At 72.9% G+C, this 19702-nt stretch carries 24 protein-coding genes; 17 read left to right on the forward strand and 7 right to left on the reverse strand.

The window, feature by feature from the left end; all coding sequences use genetic code 11:
- The first annotated feature begins 19 nt into the window (after positions 1–19).
- Positions 20–874: a phosphatidylinositol-specific phospholipase C gene (locus AB0424_RS21690; protein WP_366307810.1), complete on the forward strand. Its 855-nt coding sequence runs from the start codon at positions 20–22 to the stop codon at positions 872–874.
- Here the strand turns inward: AB0424_RS21690 and AB0424_RS21695 are convergent.
- From AB0424_RS21695 to AB0424_RS21715, 5 genes are all read right to left on the reverse strand, one after another.
- Positions 839–2293 (reverse strand): HAMP domain-containing sensor histidine kinase, encoded by a 1455-nt coding sequence (locus tag AB0424_RS21695; protein ID WP_366307812.1) that lies wholly within the window; start codon positions 2291–2293, stop codon positions 839–841. The two genes, AB0424_RS21690 and AB0424_RS21695, sit on opposite strands and share 36 nt — an antisense overlap.
- Positions 2290–3018, reverse strand: a complete 729-nt coding sequence (locus AB0424_RS21700) for a response regulator transcription factor (protein ID WP_366307814.1) — start codon at positions 3016–3018, stop codon at positions 2290–2292. The genes AB0424_RS21695 and AB0424_RS21700 overlap by 4 nt, the downstream gene beginning before the upstream one ends.
- A gap of 32 nt (positions 3019–3050) precedes the next feature.
- Positions 3051–4121, reverse strand: coding sequence for a trypsin-like peptidase domain-containing protein (locus AB0424_RS21705; RefSeq protein ID WP_366307816.1), 1071 nt, complete (start codon positions 4119–4121; stop codon positions 3051–3053).
- Between the two features lie 134 nt (positions 4122–4255).
- The gene (locus AB0424_RS21710) at positions 4256–5281 is read right to left on the reverse strand and encodes a LacI family DNA-binding transcriptional regulator (protein ID WP_366307818.1); all 1026 of its coding nucleotides are present in this window, start codon (positions 5279–5281) and stop codon (positions 4256–4258) included.
- A 24-nt stretch (positions 5282–5305) separates the two neighbouring features.
- On the reverse strand, positions 5306–6115 hold the full coding sequence (locus tag AB0424_RS21715) for a response regulator transcription factor (protein ID WP_366307820.1): 810 nt from the start codon (positions 6113–6115) through the stop codon (positions 5306–5308).
- A 216-nt stretch (positions 6116–6331) separates the two neighbouring features.
- Here AB0424_RS21715 and AB0424_RS21720 point away from each other — a divergent pair, with 216 nt between their 5' ends.
- The 8 genes from AB0424_RS21720 (at position 6332) to AB0424_RS21755 (ending at position 11622) form a co-directional block, all read left to right on the forward strand.
- Positions 6332–7165, forward strand: a complete 834-nt coding sequence (locus AB0424_RS21720; protein WP_366307822.1) for an alpha/beta fold hydrolase — start codon at positions 6332–6334, stop codon at positions 7163–7165.
- Between the two features lie 45 nt (positions 7166–7210).
- Positions 7211–7465, forward strand: a complete 255-nt coding sequence (locus tag AB0424_RS21725; protein ID WP_161374566.1) for a MoaD/ThiS family protein — start codon at positions 7211–7213, stop codon at positions 7463–7465.
- A gap of 10 nt (positions 7466–7475) precedes the next feature.
- Positions 7476–8720, forward strand: coding sequence for a hypothetical protein (locus AB0424_RS21730; RefSeq protein WP_366307824.1), 1245 nt, complete (start codon positions 7476–7478; stop codon positions 8718–8720).
- A 151-nt stretch (positions 8721–8871) separates the two neighbouring features.
- Positions 8872–9561, forward strand: coding sequence for a DUF2993 domain-containing protein (locus AB0424_RS21735; RefSeq protein WP_366307826.1), 690 nt, complete (start codon positions 8872–8874; stop codon positions 9559–9561).
- Between the two features lie 230 nt (positions 9562–9791).
- Positions 9792–9872: a putative leader peptide gene (locus AB0424_RS21740; RefSeq protein WP_350203226.1), complete on the forward strand. Its 81-nt coding sequence runs from the start codon at positions 9792–9794 to the stop codon at positions 9870–9872.
- A 167-nt stretch (positions 9873–10039) separates the two neighbouring features.
- Complete coding sequence (locus AB0424_RS21745; protein ID WP_366307828.1) at positions 10040–10885, forward strand: sulfurtransferase; 846 nt, start codon at positions 10040–10042, stop codon at positions 10883–10885.
- A 50-nt stretch (positions 10886–10935) separates the two neighbouring features.
- A complete protein-coding gene (locus tag AB0424_RS21750) occupies positions 10936–11223 on the forward strand; it encodes a DUF1416 domain-containing protein (RefSeq protein ID WP_017242395.1) in 288 nt (95 codons plus the stop codon).
- Positions 11224–11358: 135 nt separating this feature from the next.
- Positions 11359–11622: a DUF3099 domain-containing protein gene (locus tag AB0424_RS21755; protein WP_366307830.1), complete on the forward strand. Its 264-nt coding sequence runs from the start codon at positions 11359–11361 to the stop codon at positions 11620–11622.
- A 9-nt stretch (positions 11623–11631) separates the two neighbouring features.
- On the opposite strand, the gene AB0424_RS21760 is transcribed toward AB0424_RS21755, so the two are convergent.
- On the reverse strand, positions 11632–11994 hold the full coding sequence (locus AB0424_RS21760) for a DsrE family protein (protein ID WP_366307832.1): 363 nt from the start codon (positions 11992–11994) through the stop codon (positions 11632–11634).
- Between the two features lie 229 nt (positions 11995–12223).
- Between AB0424_RS21760 and AB0424_RS21765 the strand changes: the two genes are divergently transcribed.
- The 6 genes from AB0424_RS21765 to AB0424_RS21790 all read left to right on the forward strand — a co-directional run bounded on the left by AB0424_RS21765 (position 12224) and on the right by AB0424_RS21790 (position 17128).
- The gene (locus AB0424_RS21765) at positions 12224–13021 is read left to right on the forward strand and encodes a hypothetical protein (protein ID WP_366307834.1); all 798 of its coding nucleotides are present in this window, start codon (positions 12224–12226) and stop codon (positions 13019–13021) included.
- Positions 13018–13905 carry a hypothetical protein gene (locus tag AB0424_RS21770; protein WP_366307836.1) on the forward strand — a complete coding sequence of 296 codons (888 nt, stop codon included), beginning with the start codon at positions 13018–13020 and terminating at the stop codon, positions 13903–13905. Before AB0424_RS21765 ends, AB0424_RS21770 begins: the two co-directional genes overlap by 4 nt.
- Positions 13902–14837, forward strand: coding sequence for a hypothetical protein (locus AB0424_RS21775; protein ID WP_366307838.1), 936 nt, complete (start codon positions 13902–13904; stop codon positions 14835–14837). The genes AB0424_RS21770 and AB0424_RS21775 overlap by 4 nt, the downstream gene beginning before the upstream one ends.
- A gap of 228 nt (positions 14838–15065) precedes the next feature.
- Positions 15066–15638, forward strand: coding sequence for an FABP family protein (locus AB0424_RS21780; RefSeq protein WP_366307840.1), 573 nt, complete (start codon positions 15066–15068; stop codon positions 15636–15638).
- Positions 15639–15699: 61 nt separating this feature from the next.
- A complete protein-coding gene (locus tag AB0424_RS21785; protein ID WP_366307842.1) occupies positions 15700–16137 on the forward strand; it encodes a transcriptional repressor in 438 nt (145 codons plus the stop codon).
- 10 nt (positions 16138–16147) lie between these two features.
- The gene (locus tag AB0424_RS21790; protein ID WP_366307843.1) at positions 16148–17128 is read left to right on the forward strand and encodes a folate-binding protein; all 981 of its coding nucleotides are present in this window, start codon (positions 16148–16150) and stop codon (positions 17126–17128) included.
- Between the two features lie 39 nt (positions 17129–17167).
- On the opposite strand, the gene dtd is transcribed toward AB0424_RS21790, so the two are convergent.
- The gene (gene dtd, locus AB0424_RS21795) at positions 17168–17593 is read right to left on the reverse strand and encodes a D-aminoacyl-tRNA deacylase (RefSeq protein ID WP_366307845.1); all 426 of its coding nucleotides are present in this window, start codon (positions 17591–17593) and stop codon (positions 17168–17170) included.
- Between the two features lie 139 nt (positions 17594–17732).
- Between dtd and AB0424_RS21800 the strand changes: the two genes are divergently transcribed.
- Both AB0424_RS21800 and AB0424_RS21805 read left to right on the forward strand, forming a co-directional pair.
- Positions 17733–18353 carry an ABC transporter substrate-binding protein gene (locus AB0424_RS21800; RefSeq protein WP_366307847.1) on the forward strand — a complete coding sequence of 207 codons (621 nt, stop codon included), beginning with the start codon at positions 17733–17735 and terminating at the stop codon, positions 18351–18353.
- A gap of 73 nt (positions 18354–18426) precedes the next feature.
- The gene (locus AB0424_RS21805) at positions 18427–19671 is read left to right on the forward strand and encodes a GNAT family N-acetyltransferase (protein ID WP_366307848.1); all 1245 of its coding nucleotides are present in this window, start codon (positions 18427–18429) and stop codon (positions 19669–19671) included.
- Positions 19672–19702: the final 31 nt, after the last annotated feature.

Raw genomic sequence — 19702 nt, forward strand, 5'->3', positions numbered from 1 at the left:
CCTGCCATAGTGCGGTGCCATGGACCGACGACGATTTCTCGTGGGAGCCGCCGGCGCGGGCGCCGCGCTCCTGGTCGGCGCGGCTCCGGCCGCGGCCGTGGACACGCGCGCGTGGATGGGCGGGCACGGGGACGGGACCGCGCTGCAGCGGCTGACCATCCCCGGCACGCACGACTCGGGCGCCCGCTACGGCGGGCCGTGGACGGAGTGCCAGAACAGCGTGATCGCCCAGCAGCTGGACAGCGGGATCCGGTACCTGGACGTCCGGTGCCGGGTCACGGGCGGGTCGTTCGCGATCCACCACGGGGCCTCCTACCAGAACGCGATGTTCGGGGACGTCCTCGTGGCCTGCGCGGACTTCCTCGCGGCGCACCCCTCCGAGACGCTCCTGATGCGGGTCAAGCAGGAGTACTCGGAGGAGTCCGACGCCGTCTTCCGGAGCGTCTTCGACGACTACCTGGACCGGCGCGGCTGGCGCCCGCTGTTCCGGATCGGCGCCGGGCTGCCGCTCCTGGGCGAGGCCCGCGGCCGGGTCGTGCTGCTCGCCGACAACGGCGGACTGCCCGGCGTCCGCTACGGCGACGGCGCCCTCTTCGACATCCAGGACGACTACATGGCGGAGCCGGGTGCCAAGTACCCCAAGGTCGAGGCGCACTTCCGCAAGGCGGCGACGCAGCCCGGCCGGCTGTACGTGAACCACGTGTCGACCGCCGCGCTGCTCCCGCCCCGCTGGAACGCCGACCGTCTCAACCCGCGCGTGCACGGCTTCCTCGACGGCGCCGAGATGGCCGGCCGGACCGGGCTCGGGATCGTCCCGATGGACTTCCCGAACACCCGGTCAGGACTGGTCGAGGCCCTCCTCCGGCACAACTGACAGCTCGGGCGGCGGTGTCGGGGCCCCGGGCAGCCGGAGCCGCGCCACGGTGCCGCCGCCCGCCGCCGGCGAGAGCGACACCGTGCCGCCGGCGTGCCGGACCGTCCGCGCCACGATCGACAGGCCCAGGCCCGAACCGGGCAGGCTGCGGGCCGACGGGGAGCGCCAGAACCGGTCGAAGACGTGCGGCAGCTCGTCGGGCGGGATGCCGGGACCGTGATCGCGGACCGTGAGCTCGCCCCGCATCAGGGACACCTCGACCTCGCCGCGCGGCGGCGAGAACTTCACCGCGTTGTCCAGGACGTTGACCAGGGCGCGCTCCAGGGCCGCCGGCTCCGCCCGGACGTACCAGGGCGCGAGATCCGTCACGAAGACCAGCTCGGGGCCGCGCAGCCGGGCCCGTTCGAGGGCCGAGCGGAGGATGCCGTGCAGCGGTACGACCTCCAGCGGGCCGGGGCGCTGGGTGTCCGGGCGGGCCAGCTCCTGGAGGTCGCCGATCAGCGCGGCAAGCTCCGTCATCTGCGCCTTCACCGAGGACATCAGGGCCCGCCGGTCGTCCGGCGGGATCGCGCGGCCGGTCTCCTCGCTCCGCGCGAGGAGCTCGACGTTCGTCCGGAGCGAGGTCAGCGGTGTCCGCAGCTCGTGGCCGGCGTCCGCGATCAGCTGGGACTGCCGGTCGCGCGAGGTCGCGAGGGCGGCCGTCATCGCGTTGAAGGAACGGGAGAGCCGGGCGATCTCGTCCTCGCCCTCCACCGGGATGCGGACGGTCAGGTCCTCGGTGGCGGCGACGTGCTCGACCGCGTCGGTCAGCCGGTTCACCGGCTCCAGCCCGGTCCGCGCCACCCACAGGCCCGCCGCGCCCGCGCCGACGACCCCGATCCCGGAGACCAGGAGCAGGACCCAGCGCAGCGTGGACATCGAGTTGTCGATCTCCTCGAGCGGCCGGGCGACGGAGACGGCGAGCCCGATCGGGCCCTCCTGCGGGTAGGTGTAGACCCGCATCTCGCGCCCGGCGTCGTCCTTCACGGTGTGCAGGGCGGACTCCAGCTGCCCGCGCGCCACGCCGAGGTCGCCGGGGCCGGCGGGGATGGCCGCCTTGCCGGAGGTGCAGACGCTGCCGTTGGCGAGGACGACCTGCACGGTGTACGAACCGGCCACCGGCGGCGGGGTGGTGCCCTGCCGGCACATCGCGAGCAGGCTCTGCACCCCGTTCGGGTCCAGCCGGGTGCTGCGCAGCGAGGAGTCCATCTCGGCCTCCAGCTGGGCGCGGGTCACGAACCAGCAGGCCAGCGACACGGCGGCGACCGCGAGGGCCACCGCGAGGGCGGTCAGCAGCGCGAGCCGCGACCGCAGGGGCCGCGAGCGGAACCACGCCAGCGGGCGGAGCAGCCGGGGGCGCCCCGCCGGGTGAGCGGTCACTCCCCGCCTCCTCCGCGCAGCGCGTAGCCCACGCCCCGCACCGTGTGGACGAGGCGCGGCTCGCCGCCGGCCTCGGTCTTGCGCCGCAGATACATCACGTACACGTCCAGGGAGTTGGAACTGGGCTCGAAGTCGAAGCCCCACACGGCCTTGAGGATCTGCTCCCGGGTGAGGACCTGGCGCGGGTGCGCCAGGAACATCTCCAGGAGGGTGAACTCGGTGCGGGTCAGCTCCACGGTCCGGCCGCCGCGGGTGACCTCGCGGGTGGCCAGGTCCATCCGGAGGTCCTCGAAGGACAGCACGTCGCCGTCGGCCGGGCCGGCGGAGACGGCCGAGGCGTACGAGCTGCGCCGGAGCAGCGCCCGGATCCGGGCGAACAGCTCGTCCAGCTCGAACGGCTTGACCAGGTAGTCGTCCGCGCCCGCGTCGAGTCCGGTGACCCGGTCGCCGACGGTGTCGCGGGCGGTCAGCATCAGGATCGGCACGGTCGAGCCGCCGGACCGGATGCGGCGGGCCGCGGTGAGCCCGTCCATCCGGGGCATCTGGACGTCGAGGACGACGAGGTCGGGGGCGTACGACTCCATCAGGCCCAGCGCGTCGAGACCGTCGACGGCGACCTGCGTCCCGTACCCCTCGAAGGCGAGGCTGCGGCGCAGGGCCTCTCGGACGGCGGGCTCGTCGTCGACGATGAGGATGCGCTCGGCTTCGTTCTGCTGTCCCGTCATGGCCTCAGCGTCGCATGTCGTCCGCGGGCCGGTCAGCTGCCGCCGCCCGCGCGCAGGCTGTCGAGATCGGCCTTCACGGTGTCGACCGGGATGGCGAATCCGAGGCCGACACTTCCGGCGGTGGAACCGCTCGAAGAACTGGGCGAATACATGGCCGAATTGATTCCGATGATCTCGCCGTTCATATTGATCAACGCACCGCCGGAATTCCCCGGGTTCAGCGAGGCGTCGGTCTGGAGCGCCTTGTACGTGGTCTTCGACGAGCCGGTGTCGCCGTTGAACTGCTGTCCGCCGAACTCGAACGGCCAGCCCTGCCGCGGGTCGTACTGCTGCTCCTGGCGCTGGTCCTGGCCGTCGTCGTCCTTGGCGACGGTGACGTCCCGGTCGAGGGCGGAGACGATGCCGCTGGTGACGGTCCCGGTCAGGCCCTCGGGGGAGCCGATCGCCACGACCTCGTCGCCGACGCGCACCTTGGAGGAGTCGCCGAGCTTCGCCGTCCTGAGGCCGGAGGCGCCCTTCAGCTTGATCAGGGCGAGGTCCTTGTCGGGGTCCGTGCCGACGACGGACGCCTCGTAGGTCTTGCCGTCGCTGAGCTGGACGCTGATCGAGGAGGCGCCCGAGATGACGTGGTTGTTGGTGACGATCTCGCCGTCGGAGGTGATGATCACGCCCGAGCCGGTCGACTTGCCCGCGCCGGAGGTGGCCGAGATCTCGACGATGGAGGGGGAGACGGCGGCCGCGACGCCGGCGACGGTGCCGGTGCTGCTCGCGGAGACGTTGGTGCCGTTCACCGCGGAGGAGGCGGTGGCGGGGGAGTCGGAGGCGAGCTGCTGGACCAGCGTGGCCGTACCGCCGCCGACGGCCGCGGCCGCGATGGCCACGGCCGCCATGAGGCCGACCCCGCGCTTGGCGCGGCGGCGTGATCCGGGGGCGGGGGCGCCGGTGGCCGCCGCGGCGACGGGCGGGCCCACCGGCGGCGGCACGTGACCGCCGGACGGCCAGATCGTGGTGCCGGGCTCGGTGGTGATCGGCTGCGCCGGATCGTACGGCGGCCTCGGCGGGTAGGAGGGCTGCTGCGGGTGCTGATCCTGGAAGTCCGTCATGGCTATGACTCTCGGAGTCGTAGATGAGAGACGTCTGAGGACCGGCTGAGAAGCCCGACAGAACCCTGTATGCCCGATATAAAGACCCGTGGGCGGGCCTCGGGTGCCGGGTGGGAGGAAGGTCCGGGGAGCGGCTACTCGTGGCAGCCGCAGGAGCGGCGGACGACCAGGGCCGACGGGAAGAGCCTCACCCGCTCGCGGCGCGAGCCCGCGACCCGGATCGAGTCGTCGAGGACGAGGTCCACGGCGGCCCGGGCCATCGCCGGCCGGTCCGAGGAGATCGTGGTCAGCGGCGGATCGGTGAGCGCCGCCTCCTTCACGTCGTCGAAGCCGGCGACGGCGAGCTCGGTCGGCACCTCGATGCGCAGCTCGCGCGCGGCCCTGAGGACGCCGAACGCCTGGTCGTCGGTGGAGCAGAAGATGGCCGGCGGCCTGTCCGGGCCGGCCAGCAGCTTCAGCGCCACCTGGTAGGCGTCGTAGCGGTTGTACGGGGCCTCGAAGAGCCGGCCCTCGGTGGAGCGCCCGGCCTCGACCATGGCGCGCCGCCAGCCCTCGACGTGGTCGGCGACCGGGTCGCCGACGGCCGGGGTGTTGGGGACGCCGCCGAGGCACGCCACGTACGGGTGACCGTGCTCCAGGAGGTGACGGGTGACGAGCTGGGCGCCGCCGATGTCGTCGGTGACGACGGCGACGTCGTCGATGGCCTCGGGCCGCTCGTGCAGCAGCACCACGCGCGCGTCCCATGCCTCGATCTCGCTCGCGGCCTGCTCGCTCATGCCCTGGCTGACCAGGATCAGCCCGGAGACCCGCATCCCGAGGAAGGCGCGCAGGTAGTGGACCTCGCGCTCGGTGCGGTAGTCGGAGTTGCCGACGAGCACCATCTTCCCGCGCTCGGCGGCGGCCTGCTCGACCGCGTGCGCCATCTCCGCGAAGAACGGCTGCCGGGCGTCCGGGACGATCATGCCTATGAGGTCGGTGCGCCGCGAGGCCATCGCCTGGGCCACCCGGTCCGGGCGGTAGCCCAGCTCCTTGATGGCGGCGAGGACACGCTCGCGCGTGGCCGGGGCGACCGGCCGGGGTCCGTTGTTGATGACGTAGCTCACGACCGCGGTAGAAGTACCTGCCAGTCGAGCTACGTCATCCCGCGTCACCTTGGCCACGCGCGGCAGTCTACGCGGGGTGACCTACCTACCGGCAGGTCGCACTGTGGCATCCGCCACGTTCCTGTCCTCCGCACGGGTGGCATCCGCCGGAGCGTCCTTGACCTGGGCGCCCGCGCGGGCCTCTTCCTTGGCGCGTGCCTCCTCGGCGGCCCGCTCGACCTTCTCCGGGGTGACGAAGCGGTAGCCGACGTTGCGGACGGTGCCGATCAGCGACTCGTGCTCGGGGCCGAGCTTGGCCCGGAGCCGCCGGACGTGGACGTCGACCGTCCGGGTGCCGCCGAAGTAGTCGTACCCCCACACCTCCTGCAGGAGCTGGGCGCGGGTGAAGACCCGGCCCGGGTGCTGGGCCAGGTACTTCAGGAGCTCGAACTCCTTGAAGGTCAGGTCCAGGACCCTGCCCTTGAGCTTCGCGCTGTACGTCGCCTCGTCGACCGACAGGTCGCCGTTGCGGATCTCCATGGGGGAGTCGTCGGAGACGATCTGCTGGCGGCCCATCGCGAGCCTGAGCCGCGCCTCGACCTCGGCGGGCCCCGCGGTGTCGAGCAGGACGTCGTCGATGCCCCAGTCGGCGGTGACGGCCGCGAGGCCGCCCTCCGTGACGACGAGGATCAGCGGACAGCCGGGCCCGGTGGACCGCAGCAGCTGGCAGAGCGAACGGACCTGGGGGAGGTCGCGCCGCCCGTCGACGAGGATCACGTCCGCGCCGGGGGTGTCCACGAGGGCGGGGCCCTCGGCCGGGGCGACCCGGACGTTGTGCAGCAGCAGGCCGAGTGCGGGGAGCACCTCGGTCGACGGCTGGAGGGCGTTGGTCAGGAGCAGCAGTGAGCTCATCGCTCCCCACCTGCCCGGTTCGTCGGTCCGTGGTGCGTCGTTCGCTCGTCCATGACGTCGGTTCCTCCTCGGTCCCTGCGAGGACGTCTATGTGTGCTCACGTGTGGCTCTCGCGCCCTGAGAGCTTTTGTTCATCCGTCCGTAACAACGGTCGGAAAACACAAAAGGACCCGGGGGCTGCGTTGCCCGGATCCTCTGGCAAGCAGAATAGCCCACATGAGTTCCGAGGCAGAGGGCCGATTTCACATCCTGGATGTTCCCTGGCTCACTTCCGTCCATCACCGGATGCCCCGGCGCGCGATGTTGCGTACCGATGACGGTGTCCGTATCGAGGCGGTTTACGAACCCTCCGCGGCAAGTGTCACCGATTCGGCGGACACCGGTACGGCGGTGGTCGTCGCCCACGGCTTCACGGGGGCGGCGGACCGGCCCGCCGTCCGCCGCGCCGCCCGCGTCCTGGCCGAGCGCGGCGCGTCCGTCGTCACCTTCTCGTTCCGCGGGCACGGGGGCTCCGGCGGCCTCTCGACCGTCGGCGACCGCGAGGTCCTCGACCTGTCCGCCGCCGTCCGCTGGGCCCGTGAGCTCGGCCACACGCGCGTGGCGACGGTCGGCTTCTCCATGGGCGGCTCCGTCGTGCTGCGCCACGCGGCCCTGGAGCGGGGCACGGAGGGGAGCGCGGACGCGGTCGCCTCGGTCTCCTCCCCGGCCCGCTGGTACTACCGGGGCACGGCCCCGATGCGCCGGGTCCACTGGGTCGTCACCCGGCCGGCGGGGCGGCTGGTCGGCCGCTACGGGCTGCGCGTCCGGATCCAGCGGCGCGCCTGGGACCCGGTGCCGCTCTCGCCGGTGGCCGCGGTGCCGCTGATCGCGCCGACCCCGCTGCTGATCGTGCACGGCGACCGGGACGCCTACTTCCCGCTCGACCACCCGCGGATGCTGGCCGGCGCCGGTGACGCGGAGCTGTGGGTGGAGCGGGGCATGGGCCACGCCGAGAACGCGGCGGACGAGGAGCTGCTCGGCCGGCTCGGGGACTGGCTCACGCGCGCATAGCCCATCATGGGGGGCGGCGCGCACACGAACGAAGGGAGCGCCGCTATGGCAGCGGGAACCATCCGCTACTGGGCCGCGGCCAAGGCCGCCGCCGGGGTCGCCGAGGAGCCGTACGCCGCCGAACACCTGGCGGAGGCGCTGGACGCGGTCCGCGCGAAGCACCCGGGCGAGCTGGCGCAGGTCCTCCGGCGGTGCTCGTTCCTGGTCGACGGCGACCCCGTCGGGACCCGGAGCCATGAGACGGTACGGCTTGCCGAGGGCGGCACGGTCGAGGTGCTCCCCCCGTTCGCAGGAGGGTGAACCCCACGACATGAGCAATGACCAGTACTACGGCGGGCAGCAGCCGTACGACCCGTACGCGAACGGGCAGCAGCAGGGTCCCGACGTCACGCAGACGTGGGAGGGCCAGACCTGGGACACCCAGTACCAGCCCGCCCTCTCGCACGAGCAGGTCCGGGCCGCGCGGGCCGCGCAGGCGCAGGCGCAGGCCGGCCAGGCCCCGGCGGCCTACGGGGCGCAGGACCAGGCGTATCCGCAGCCGTACGAGCAGTACCCGGCGTACGGGGACCAGGGTCTCGGCCAGGGCGTCGGGCACGGCGTCGGCCAGGCTCCCGGCCAGGGCGTCGGACAGGACCTCGGTCAGGGCGGCTACTACGCCGGTCACGAGCAGCCGGCCGCCCGGACGCCGGTCCAGGAGCCCTTCCAGGCAGCCGCTCCGGCCGCGGCGGCGCCCGCCGCGCCCGCCCCTGAGGCGGCGGGACCCGCGTACTCCTCGCCCACGACCTCGGGGAACACCCGGATCACGGACGCGCAGCGGGCCCGGGCCGAGGGCCGGTCGCCGATCATCGACCCCGGCATGCGGCCGGCGGTGCTGACCGCCGTCCTCGGTCTGCTGCTCGCGGGCGGCGCCGCGGTCGGCTCGTACGGGCTGCTCGTCCCGCTGGTCCTGCTCCAGGGCCTGACCGCCGCCGGCTGGTTCCGGCTCAACGGCATGTGGCCGGCCCGCCAGGGCATCGCGCTCGCGTTCGCCGGCGGGCTCGTGGCCGACGCCGCCCTCCTCGCCACCGGCCGGGAGCACGCGGCGCCCGCGATCCTGGGCACGCTCGGCGTCTGGGTGCTGCTCTGCCTCGTCCTCCAGCTCCGCAGCCACGCGGACCCGGACGAGCGGATGTACGGGCTGATGGCCACCATCGCCTCCGCGGCGCTGACCGTCGTCGCCACCGGACTCCTCGGAGCCGACCCCGACGCGGTGGTCGTCGGCGGGGTCGCGGTCGCCGCCGCCGTCCTCGCCCGGGCGCTGCCGCTGCCCGGCCCGGTCTCCCCGGTTGCCGCGCTGCTCGCGGCGGCGGGTGCGGGCGTCGCCGCCGGCGGTCTCACGGACCTGGGCTCCTCCGGGGCCCTGCTCGGCCTCGGCGCCGGGGTCTGCGCGCTCGTCGGCCTGCGGGCGGCGAGCTACGACTACCCGTCCCGCTTCGTCCACATGACCGCCGGTGTCGCCCTGCCGCTGACGGCCGCCGCGCCCGCCGTCTACCTGCTCGGCCGCGCCCTGGTCTGAGCCGCCTCCCGGCCGGGCCCGCCCGGCCCCGGGAACCAACCGGCCCCCCGGCACGTCGATCTTCGTGTCGGGGGGCCGATGCATTGCACGCCGGATCCCGGAAAGGTGACCCGGCAGACCGAACACTTCCTACCGGGGGGACGCGCATCCCATGCGAGCACTGCGGATTCTGTTGATCCTGGCCGTCGTGCTGGGCGGGGTGCTCGTCGGGATCGACCGGCTGGCCGTGTCGTACGCCGAGTCGGAGGCGTCGAGCAGGGTGAAGCTGTCGGCCGCGGACAGCGAGTCGGTGGACGTCGACATCAAGGGCTTCCCCTTCCTTACCCAGGTCGCGGACAAGCGGTTCGACGAGGTCGACGTGACTGCGAAGGGCGTCCGGACGACGGCGGGTTCGCGGCGCATCCGGGTCGACGAACTGACCGCCGTCCTGCGGGACGTGACCGTCACGGGCGACTGGGCCGGCGCGAAGGCGGGCTCCGCCTCCGGCACCGCGCTCATCTCCTACGCGGACCTCAACGCCGCGGCGGCCGACCAGGGCGCCACCGTCGCCTACGGCGGGAACGGCAAGGTGAAGGTGACCGGCGGCGTCCGGATCCTGGGCCGCACCCTCACCCGTACGGTCGTCTCCACGGTGACCGTCGTGGACGGCGGCACGATCCGGGTCCGCGCCGACCAGGTGCCCGGCGAGGGCATCCCCGGCGTGGAGGAGCTGGTCCGCGCCCGCACCGACTTCGAGCGGCCGATCGGGATGATCGCCGGCATGCGGGTGGAGAAGGTCGAGCCCCGCCCCGACGGCCTGGCCGTGACCGTGACCGGCAAGGACGTCGTCCTCGCGGGCTGACCCCGCCGACCCGCCCCGGCCCGGATCCCGGCGCCGGGGCGCCCCCACACCCGCTCGGGCCACATGCTGAGACACCGGTGTCCGATCCGCAGAAGCCGAACCGGACGCCTGGGCACGGAGCCGCCCGGAGCCCTCTCCCACGGTGATCGCGTCTCGCATCTCGGACGATCGCGTCTCAAAATACGACACGCCGGTGACACGGCCGCCTGTCCGTCCCTACGATCGAGGGCATGAAGCGACAGGCGGATCTCACGAAGCGGCGGGCAGTAGACCTGTGCCGCGTCGCCGCCATGCTCTGTCGCACCGTCTGAGCGGGACTCGCCACTCCCGTATTCCTCAGGCCCTCCCCCCGCGGTCAGGGCCGCCCTGTGCAAGCCGTACGCACGTCTGCTGTCCGTACGCACGCGACGACGCGTACCGCACGACACACCGCACCACCTGCACCACACCGCCGCACACTGCCCCGGAGGAGAACAACATGGCTCGCAGCGACGTCCTGGTCGACGCGGACTGGGTCGAGGCCAACCTCGACAACCCGCAGGTCGCCCTCGTCGAGGTCGACGAGGACACCTCGGCCTACGAGAAGAACCACATCCGCAACGCCATCCGGATCGACTGGACCCAGGACCTGCAGGACCCGGTCCGCCGCGACTTCATCGACCAGGAGGGCTTCGAGAAGCTCCTCTCGGCCAAGGGCATCGGGAACGACACCACGGTCGTCCTCTACGGCGGCAACAACAACTGGTTCGCCTCCTACGCCTACTGGTACTTCAAGCTCTACGGCCACCAGGACGTGAAGCTCCTCGACGGCGGCCGCAAGAAGTGGGAGCTCGACTCCCGCGACCTGGTCGACGGCTCCGAGGTCCCGGCCCGCCCGGCCACCGAGTACAAGGCCAAGGCCCAGGACTCCTCCATCCGCGCCTTCCGCGACGACGTCGTGGCCGCGATCGGCGCCCAGAACCTGGTCGACGTCCGTTCGCCCGACGAGTTCTCCGGCAAGCTGCTCGCGCCGGCGCACCTCCCGCAGGAGCAGTCGCAGCGCCCCGGCCACGTGCCGAGCGCCCGCAACATCCCGTGGTCGAAGAACGCCAACGACGACGGCACCTTCAAGTCGGACGACGAGCTCAAGGCCCTCTACGAGGCCGAGCAGGTCGACCTGGCGAAGGACACCATCGCCTACTGCCGCATCGGTGAGCGCTCCGCGCTGACCTGGTTCGTCCTGCACGAGCTGCTCGAGGTCACGAACGTCAAGAACTACGACGGCTCGTGGACCGAGTACGGCTCCCTCGTCGGCGTGCCGATCGAGCTCGGCGCCAACAAGTAAGTCCCCGGACTCCTCCCCTCCGGACCCCTCGACCGTTAGGACAGAACATCATGTGTGGAGCGCAGCCCGGCGGCCCCGACGCCTCGACGATCAAGCCCGGTGAGACCACCATCCAGGGCTTCGTGACCAAGGACGGCGAGCCCGTCACCGGTTACGTCCGCCTCCTGGACTCGACCGGCGAGTTCACGGCCGAGGTCCCGACCTCCGCCACCGGACAGTTCCGCTTCTACGCGGCCGAGGGCACCTGGACCGTCCGCGCCCTGGTTCCCGGCGGCACCGCCGACCGTCAGGTCGTCGCCCAGAAGGGTGGCCTGGCCGAGGTCGCCATCGCGGTCTGATCCGCGACACCGAACGGCCGGAGGGCCGTGCCTCCTGGGGGGTTGGACGCCATTTCCAGGACTAGAGGCACGGCCCTCCGGTCTTCCGCGTTCTCCACCGGTGCCCGGCGGCCCGCCCGGCCGTACGCTGAAGGTGTGTACGCACGGCGTCGGCACGTCTACTTCTGGATGATGGGTGCCTGCCTGGTCCTCTTCGTGGGCGCCTGGGCTGTCGTGCGCCTCTTCTCGATGCCCGTCGCCGTCGGCATGTGCGTCGTCGCCATGGTCATCCCGCCGGTCGCCGCGATGGTCGCGAACCGACGGGGCCCGGAGGACCGCTGGTGGGACGACCCGTCCGGGGACCCGAAGTCCGACGAGTGGTGGGACGAGCTGGACGGCAAGAGGCGCCGGGACCGCTGAGCCGACGGGTCAGTAGACGAGCGCCTGGGTGTCGTCCGACATCGCCTCCTGCACGAAGACCTGCGCGCCGGCGATGCGGACGCCGTCGAGGACGTCCTGCTCGGTGATCTCCCGGCGGGCGGCGCACTGGGTGCAGAGCGTGACCCGGCCGGCCGCGAGGATCGACTCGATCAGGTCCGGCAGCGGCGCGGCGTGCGGAAGCTCGAACTCCGCCGCCTTGCCCGGCAGCGCGAACCACGACGACTCGCCCGTCAGCCAGAGCGAGACCTCGACCCCGCTCGCGACGGCGACGGCCGCCACCGTGAATGCCTGCGAGCAGCGTTCCGGGGCGTCGGCCCCTGCGGTCACCTTGATCACGAGCTTCTTCGCCATATACCGAACTGTAATGCGCCCCCCTGCAACCTCATGCGGTCGTCACGTGTCAGCTGGATGCGCGGATGACGGAATCCGCGCTTCAGGTCTCGTGGGGGGACTCTTGAGCATCGCAGAAACCGGACGGAATCCGGATATCGCACCACCGCCGGACTCCCGGCCCGCCTCGGAACCCGGGCCTCCGGTCCCGACACCGGCCGCCCCGGCCGCCGAGACGTCGGCCACACCCGTGCCCGCCGTCGACCCCGCCGCCGCGGAGCCCGCCGCCGAGGACCCCGCCGTCGAGGGCGACCGGCCCGTCGTCGTACGGCCGCGTCGTCGCGTCCGGCGCACGGTCGGGCTCATCGCGGTCGCGGCCGTCCTCGGCGTCGTCGGCGGCACGGCCGTCGGCTACCGCATCCAGGCCGACCGGGAGCCGACCCCGCTCGCCGCACTCAACCAGCCCGGCCTCGCCCACCCGGCCAAGCCGCTCGCCGCCGGCGAGGAGCCGGAGCCGCTGTCGGCGAAGGAGGACCGGCAGGTGAGGACCGACGGCGACCTGCGGAAGCTGCTGGTGCCGCGCCCGGCCGGGGCGAAGGCCGACGGGGAGGACGGGTGGGTGTCGCTCTCCGCCTACACCTCCGACTACAACTGGCCCGACGCGGCAATGGAGTTCCAGCTGGAGCAGGGCGTCCGCCGCGTCGCCACCCGCTCGTGGCGGGTGGGCGCGTACCGCCACGTCACGGTCAACCTCCTCCAGTACCGGCCCGGGTCGCAGATCGGCGCGCTGAACTTCGTGGAGGACCAGATCGCCTTCGCCGCCGACGAGGACCAGGCCGGGACGGGCGGCGAGGAGCTGAAGGGCTCCGGCAACGGCCGCTCCTTCCTCTACCCCGTGGAGCGCGAGGCCGGATACCTCGACCTCTACGAGGCCCGGGCGTTCGCCCAGCGGGGGGACATCGCCATGGAGATCATGATCTTCGACACGAAGAAGATCGCCGAGAAGGACATCAGTTCGCTCGCCGAGCGGCAGCTGGAGCGCCTGTGAGCGGCGAGGAGAACAAGAGCGTGGACGACGTCGTGGACGGCGGGACGGAGAGCGGGACGGAGAGCGGGGCGCCCGAGGCCGCGCGGACGCCGGACGGGCGGGTCCCGGGCGCCGGGACCGCACGCCGCGGGCGCCGCCTCCTGGTGGGCGTGCTGACGGGCGCGCTCGTCCTCGGGGCCCTCGGCGGCGGTGTCGCCTACACCGCCGTCACGGTCGACGGCGCCGACCGGACCGCGCCGACCGTGGCGTGGGCGGAGCCCACCCCGAAGGTGGAGTCCGAGGACCCGGCCGCCGGCGTCTCCCGGGGGCGCGCCTCCACCCCGCTGAGCAAGCTCCTGCTGCCGATGCCGTACGGCTACGAGCTGGGCTCGGACATCGGCGGGTACGGCAACGACGGCGAGCTGGGGCCCCGGCAGGCCGCGGACCTCGTCAAGGCGAACGGCAGGGGCGTCTACGGCAAGAAGCGCCGCGAGTACGAGCGGCGGATCGACGCCCTCGGCCTCCAGGGCATCGCGCTGCGCTCCTACGCCACCTACGACAGCGACCTCCAGGTGGAGGTGCTGGTCCTGAAGATGAAGGACAAGAAGGCGGTCCGCGGCTTCTTCGACACGCGCACGAAGCTCTCCGAGGCGCTGAAGCTCCGCAAGGGGCCGAAGGTCGCGGGCCACGAGCGGAACGCCGCCTGCCACCTCCTGCCCGAGCCCACCGAGGGCGACAAGGAGGAGAGGGAGGCCGCGCTGCGGGCCATGACCTGCACCGCCTACACCGGCGAGTACCTGGTCACCGTCCTGGCGTACGGCGCCGGACCCCTCGACCGGAAGGCCGTCGCCGAGCTGCTGGAGAAGCAGCTCGGGCACATCGATTCCCCGGGGGAGTACGTATGACCGAGCAGCCGGCCGAGACGGCCGCCGCCTCCACGCCGGAACCGGCCCCCGAGCCGAAGCCGGAGTCCGCACCCGCACCCGTGCCCGAGCCGGCATCCGTGCCCGCGCCCGCACCTGCATCCGTGCCCGAGCCGGCATCCGCGCCCGAGCCCGCGCCGGCCGCCCCCCGGCGGAGCCGCCGTGTCCTGTGGGCCGTCGCCCGCTGGACGGCCGCCGTCGTGGTGTGCGGAGGCGCGGGAGCCGGGACGGCCATGGGGATCACCGCCCTCGACCGGGAGGACGTGCCGGGCCTGGCGACCGAGAGCGACGGCCGGTGGGAGTACCCGCGGCTCAGCCTTCCGGCACTGCCGGCCGACCGGCCTCGCCCGTTCGGCGACGACAACGACGGCGAGATCCACCACGCCGACCCGCGACGGCTGCTGCTGCCCGCGCCGGCGGGGGCGACCGTCGACCCGAAGGCGGACGGCGCGTTCGCCTCCGTCGACGCCTACCTCTCCCTCTACGGGAAGGAGTACCGGGCCGACATGCGGCAGGCGCTCGCCGACTCCGTCCTGCGGAACATCGCGGTGCGCGCCTGGACGACCCCGGACGGCACCCGGACCAGCATCCACCTGCTGCGGTTCGGCTCGGTGGCGTACGCGCAGCAGTACGAGGAGGACACGCTGCGCGGCGGGTACGAGATCGACGGCCTGAGGACGATGCCCGAGGGCGTCGAGTACCTCGTCCCGGAGACCTTCACGGAGGACATCGAGGTGCCGGACACCGAGGCGTCCGCCTTCCGCGAGAAGAAGCCCTACGGACCGGAGCAGACGCGCTGGGCCTACGTGCAGGCCGGCGACACCCTCGCCCTGATCACCCAGACCCGGGCGGGCGAGGCGCTGGAGGTGCCCTTCCGGCAGACCGTCACCCTGCAGAACCAGCTGCTCGGCTAGGGGACGGGCCGGAGACCCACCTCACCGAGTGGGCCGGGCCCCCGCCCACTAAGCTGGGGTCCGGCCCGTTCCGCCTTCACCGCTCAGTCGAGGAGCACCCCGTGATCGTTTTCTTCGAAGCTCTGCTTGTCCTGGTCTGTGTCGGCGTGCTCGCCTTCACCGGTCTCGCCGTGAAGAAGCTGTACCAGGGCCAGCGGTAACCACTTCTAGAGAACGCCAGAGCTGCTCATGATCGAGATTCCGTCCGACCTCAACCCGGACCTCGTCCCCCTCGCGTTCCTGCTCGGTACGTGGGAGGGCGCGGGCGTCTCCGACTTCCCCGGCGCCGAGAAGTGCAACTTCGGCCAGTCCGTGACCTTCAGCCACGACGGCCGTGACTTCCTCGAGTACACCTCCCACTCCTGGGTCCTCGACGGCGACGGCAACAAGGTCCGTCCGCTGGAGAGCGAGAGCGGCTTCTGGCGCATCGACAAGGACCGCCAGGTCGAGGTCGTCATGGTCCGCGACCAGGGCATCGTGGAGATCTGGTACGGCGAGCTCGCCGACCAGAAGCCGCAGATCGACCTCGCGACGGACGCCGTCGCCCGCACCGCGGCCTCGGGCCCGTACAGCGGTGGCAAGCGGCTCTACGGCTACGTGAAGAGCGACCTCATGTGGGTGGGCGAGAAGGCGACCCCCGAGGTCCCGCTCCGGCCGTACATGTCGGCGCACCTGAAGAAGGTCGTCACGCCGGAGGAGGTCGCGGAGATGGCCCGCAACCTGCCCGACATGCCGGACGACGGCATCGCCTTCTTCCGCTAGAGACCGTCGCGGACCGACGAAGGTCTGGGGTGACGCGCCGCGCCCTCCTACACTGGGGGGCGTGGTGAGCACCGACTGGAAGAGCGATCTGCGGCAGCGCGGCTACCGGCTGACGCCGCAGCGCCAGCTTGTCCTGGAGGCCGTCGACGCGCTGGAGCACGCGACGCCCGACGACATCCTGGTCGAGGTCCGCAGGACCGCGTCCGGGGTGAACATCTCGACCGTCTACCGGACCCTGGAGCTCCTGGAGGAGCTCGGGCTGGTGAGCCACGCCCATCTGGGGCACGGGGCTCCGACGTACCACCTCGCCGACCGGCACCACCATCTCCACCTGGTCTGCCGGGACTGCTCCGAGGTGATCGAGGCGGACGTGGAAGTGGCCGCCGAGTTCACCGGGAAGCTCCGCGAGACCTTCGGCTTCGAGACCGACATGAAGCACTTCGCGATCTTCGGCAGGTGTGCGGACTGCGCCCGGAAGGCCGCGGCCGCGGAGTCGTAGGCTTTCTGTCATGCAGCGACATTCTTCGACCAGCCCCCTGCTGTCCCTGCCCGGTGCCGTCGCCGCCGAAGGGCGCGACGAGGGGGTCGCCGCGCACTACGGCGACCTGTTCCGTGAGCAGCGCGCCCTCGCCGAGGGGAACGGCTTCGTCGACCTCTCCCACCGCGGTGTCATCGCCGTCACCGGTGACGACCGGCTGAACTGGCTGCACCTGCTGGTCACCCAGTTCATGACCGACCTGCCGGTCGGGCGGGCCACCGAGGCGCTGATCCTCTCCGCGAACGGGCACATCGAGCACGCCCTGTACCTCGTCGACGACGGCGAGACGGTCTGGGCGCACGTCGAGCCGGGGACGCGCGAGGAGCTCGTCGCCTACCTGGAGTCGATGAAGTTCTTCTACCGGGTCGAGGTCGCCGACCGCACGGACGACATCGCGGTCGTCCACCTCCCGGCCGGTTCCATCGCCGAGGTGCCCGAGGGCGTCGTCGTACGGGAGACCCCGCACGGCCGCGACCTGTTCCTGCCCCGCGCCGGTCTTGAGTCCTTCGCGGCCTCCCACGGCCCGGCCGCGGGCATCCTCGCGTACGAGGCGCTGCGGGTCGAGGCGCACCGGCCCCGGCTCGGCTTCGAGACCGACCACCGGACCATCCCGCACGAGGTCGGCCTCATCGGGAGCGCCGTCCACCTCCAGAAGGGCTGCTACCGGGGCCAGGAGACCGTCGCCCGGGTGCAGAACCTGGGGAAGCCGCCGCGCCGCCTGGTCTTCCTGCACCTGGACGGCAGCGAGGTGCTGCTGCCGGGCCACGGCACGCCGGTCCGGCTCGCGGCCGACGGCGAGGAGGGCCGCCAGCTCGGCTTCGTCACCACCGCCGTCCGCCACCACGAGCTCGGGCCGATCGCCCTGGCCCTGGTGAAGCGGAACGTGCCGGTGGACGCCCCGCTGATCGTCGGCACGACGGCCGCCGCCCAGGAGACCGTCGTCGAACCGTAGGACTTCCCTCCGCCGCGGCCCCTGCCGGGCCGCGGCGGGTCAGACCTCGACCAGCACCGTGAACGGGCCGTGGTTCGTGAGCGAGACGCGCATGTCCGCTCCGAAGCGGCCCGTCTCCACGTGCGCGCCCAGCTCCCGCAGCCGGGCGACGACCTCGTCCACGAGCGGCTCGGCCACCGGGCCGGGCGCGGCCGCGTTCCAGGTGGGGCGGCGGCCCTTCCGGGCGTCTCCGTAGAGGGTGAACTGGGAGATGACGAGGAGCGGCGCGTTCACGTCGGAGCACGACTTCTCGCCGTCGAGCACCCGGACGGACCAGAGCTTTCTGGCCAATTGGGCGGCCTTCTCCGGAGTGTCGTCGTGGGTCACCCCGACCAGCACGCACAACCCCTCGCCGGTGATCTCACCGACGGTCTCCCCTGCGACGACGACACTCGCGCCGTCGACCCTCTGCACCACTGCTCGCATGCGCACCAACCTACCGACCGGACCCCGTCCCGAAGGACGAGGGGCCGAACGGGTGCAGAGCGCCTGCACGCGCGCGGGCAGGAGTGGCACCATGCGGGGGAGGCGGTGCGGCTCCGCACCGGTCGAGGGGACGATTCTCATGAGTGCACCTGCCACCGGGCCGACGCCGCCCGGCCCCGTACCGCTGACCCGCTCCGGAACCCCGGTCGCGGGACCGGGCGGAGGGCCCGTGACGCGCCCACCCGTCCAGCGGACCGCCGAACCCGCCCTGCCGGAACGGACCCAGCCCGACCTCGGCACACTGCGCCTGCCCGAGCTGCGCACGCTGCGCCGCGACGCCCAGAGCGACGAGGCGGACCTGAGCTACGTCCGGCGGATGCTCCAGGGCCGGATCGACATCCTGCGGGCCGAGCTGGCCCGGCGGACCGATCCGGAGGCGCCGGTCCTCGACCGGCTCTCCGAGATCCTCGCCGACGTGCCGTCCCGGCACCGCACGTCGGCCCGGCACGTGACGCTGTCGACGCCGCGCGGCGAGGAGTACCGGCGGCTCGCGGCCGAGATGCTGTCGGAGGTCGAGCTGTCGGACCTGACGGCCCGGACGGACGACGAACTGCACGCGGCGATGGGCCGGCTCGCGGGATACGAGCAGCAGGTCTCGCGCCGCCGCCAGCACCTCCAGCGGACGGCCGACGACTGCAGCGCGGAGATCGCCCGCCGCTACCGGGAGGGTGAGGCGCAGGTCGACGACCTGCTGGCCTGAGCCCGGGCCGCCCGGGTGCGGGCGGGCACAAACCGGGGTGCGGCCGTGCCGGGGCCGTGCGTAGGGTCGGAGGATGACTGTCGACGTGCGCACGGTGACGGAGTCCGAGTTCCCCGCATGGCAGCGGGCGCTGCGCACCGGGTTCCTGCGGCCGCCGGTCGTGTCGGACGAGGAGGTGGCGGACCGGCTGGCCAACGCCGACCTGGGGCGGACCCTGGGGGCCTTCGACCGGGACCGCGTCGTCGCCACCTTCCGGTCGTTCCGGCAGGAGGTCAGCACGGTCGGCGGCGGCAGTCTCACCGCGGACGCGATCACCCAGGTCACCGTCTCGCCGACGCACCGCAGGCGCGGGTTGCTCAGCCGGATGATGGCCGAGGACCTGGCCGCCGCGAAGGAGCGCGGGGACGCCGTCGCGACCCTGATCGCCGCCGAGTACCCGATCTACGGGCGGTACGGCTTCGGCGCGGCCAGCTGGACCACCGAGTGGAGCGTGGACGTGCGCCGCACGGGTCTCGACCCGCGCCGCTCGGGACGCCCGGAGGACGGCGGCCGGATCGACCTGACGGACGCCGAGGAGATCCGCAAGACCGGCCCCGAGGTGCACCGGCGGCTCGCCGCCGTCCGCGCCGGGGTGACGAACCGCGACACCCGCGGCTGGGAGATCGGCACCGGTCTCGGCCATCAGAGCGCCCCGTGGCGGGAGCCCTACTACGCGGTCTACCGCTCGGAGTCCGGCGAGGTCGAGGGGTACGTCTCCTATCACGCCGACGACAAGTGGGACGACGCCAAGCAGCCGGTGAACACGGCGACGGTGCGGGACCTGATCGCGGTCACCCCGGCCGCCGAGCGCGCCCTGTGGCACTACCTCTGCTCGATCGACTGGATCGCCACGGTCCGCTCGGGCTACCGGGCGCCGGACGACCCGCTGCCGCTGCTGCTGCCGGATCCGCGCGCGGCGAAGACGCTGACGTACGTGGACATGCTGTGGGTGCGGGTCCTGGACGTCGTCCGGGTCCTGGAGAGCAGGACGTACCCGGTGGCCGACCGCCTCGTCCTCGACGTGCGCGACGCCGACGGGCTCGCCGGCGGGCGGTTCCGGCTGGACGCCTCCCCTGCGGGGGTGTCCTGCGTCCCCACCTCGGAGTCGGCCGATCTCGCCTTCGACGTCGCGGAGTCGGGCACGCTCGCGTTCGGCGACGAGTCGGCCGTACGGCTGGTCCGGCTCGGGCGCGTCGAGGAGAGGACGGCGGGCGCCGCGGCCCGCGCCGATCTGCTGTTCCGCACGCCGCTGCGGCCGTTCTCGCCCGACATCTTCTGAGCCCGCGGCCGGTCCGGGGGGCGCCGCCGGG

The sequence above is a fragment of the Streptomyces sp. NPDC051180 genome (genome assembly GCF_040689545.1).
Classification (GTDB): Bacteria; Actinomycetota; Actinomycetes; order Streptomycetales; family Streptomycetaceae; genus Streptomyces.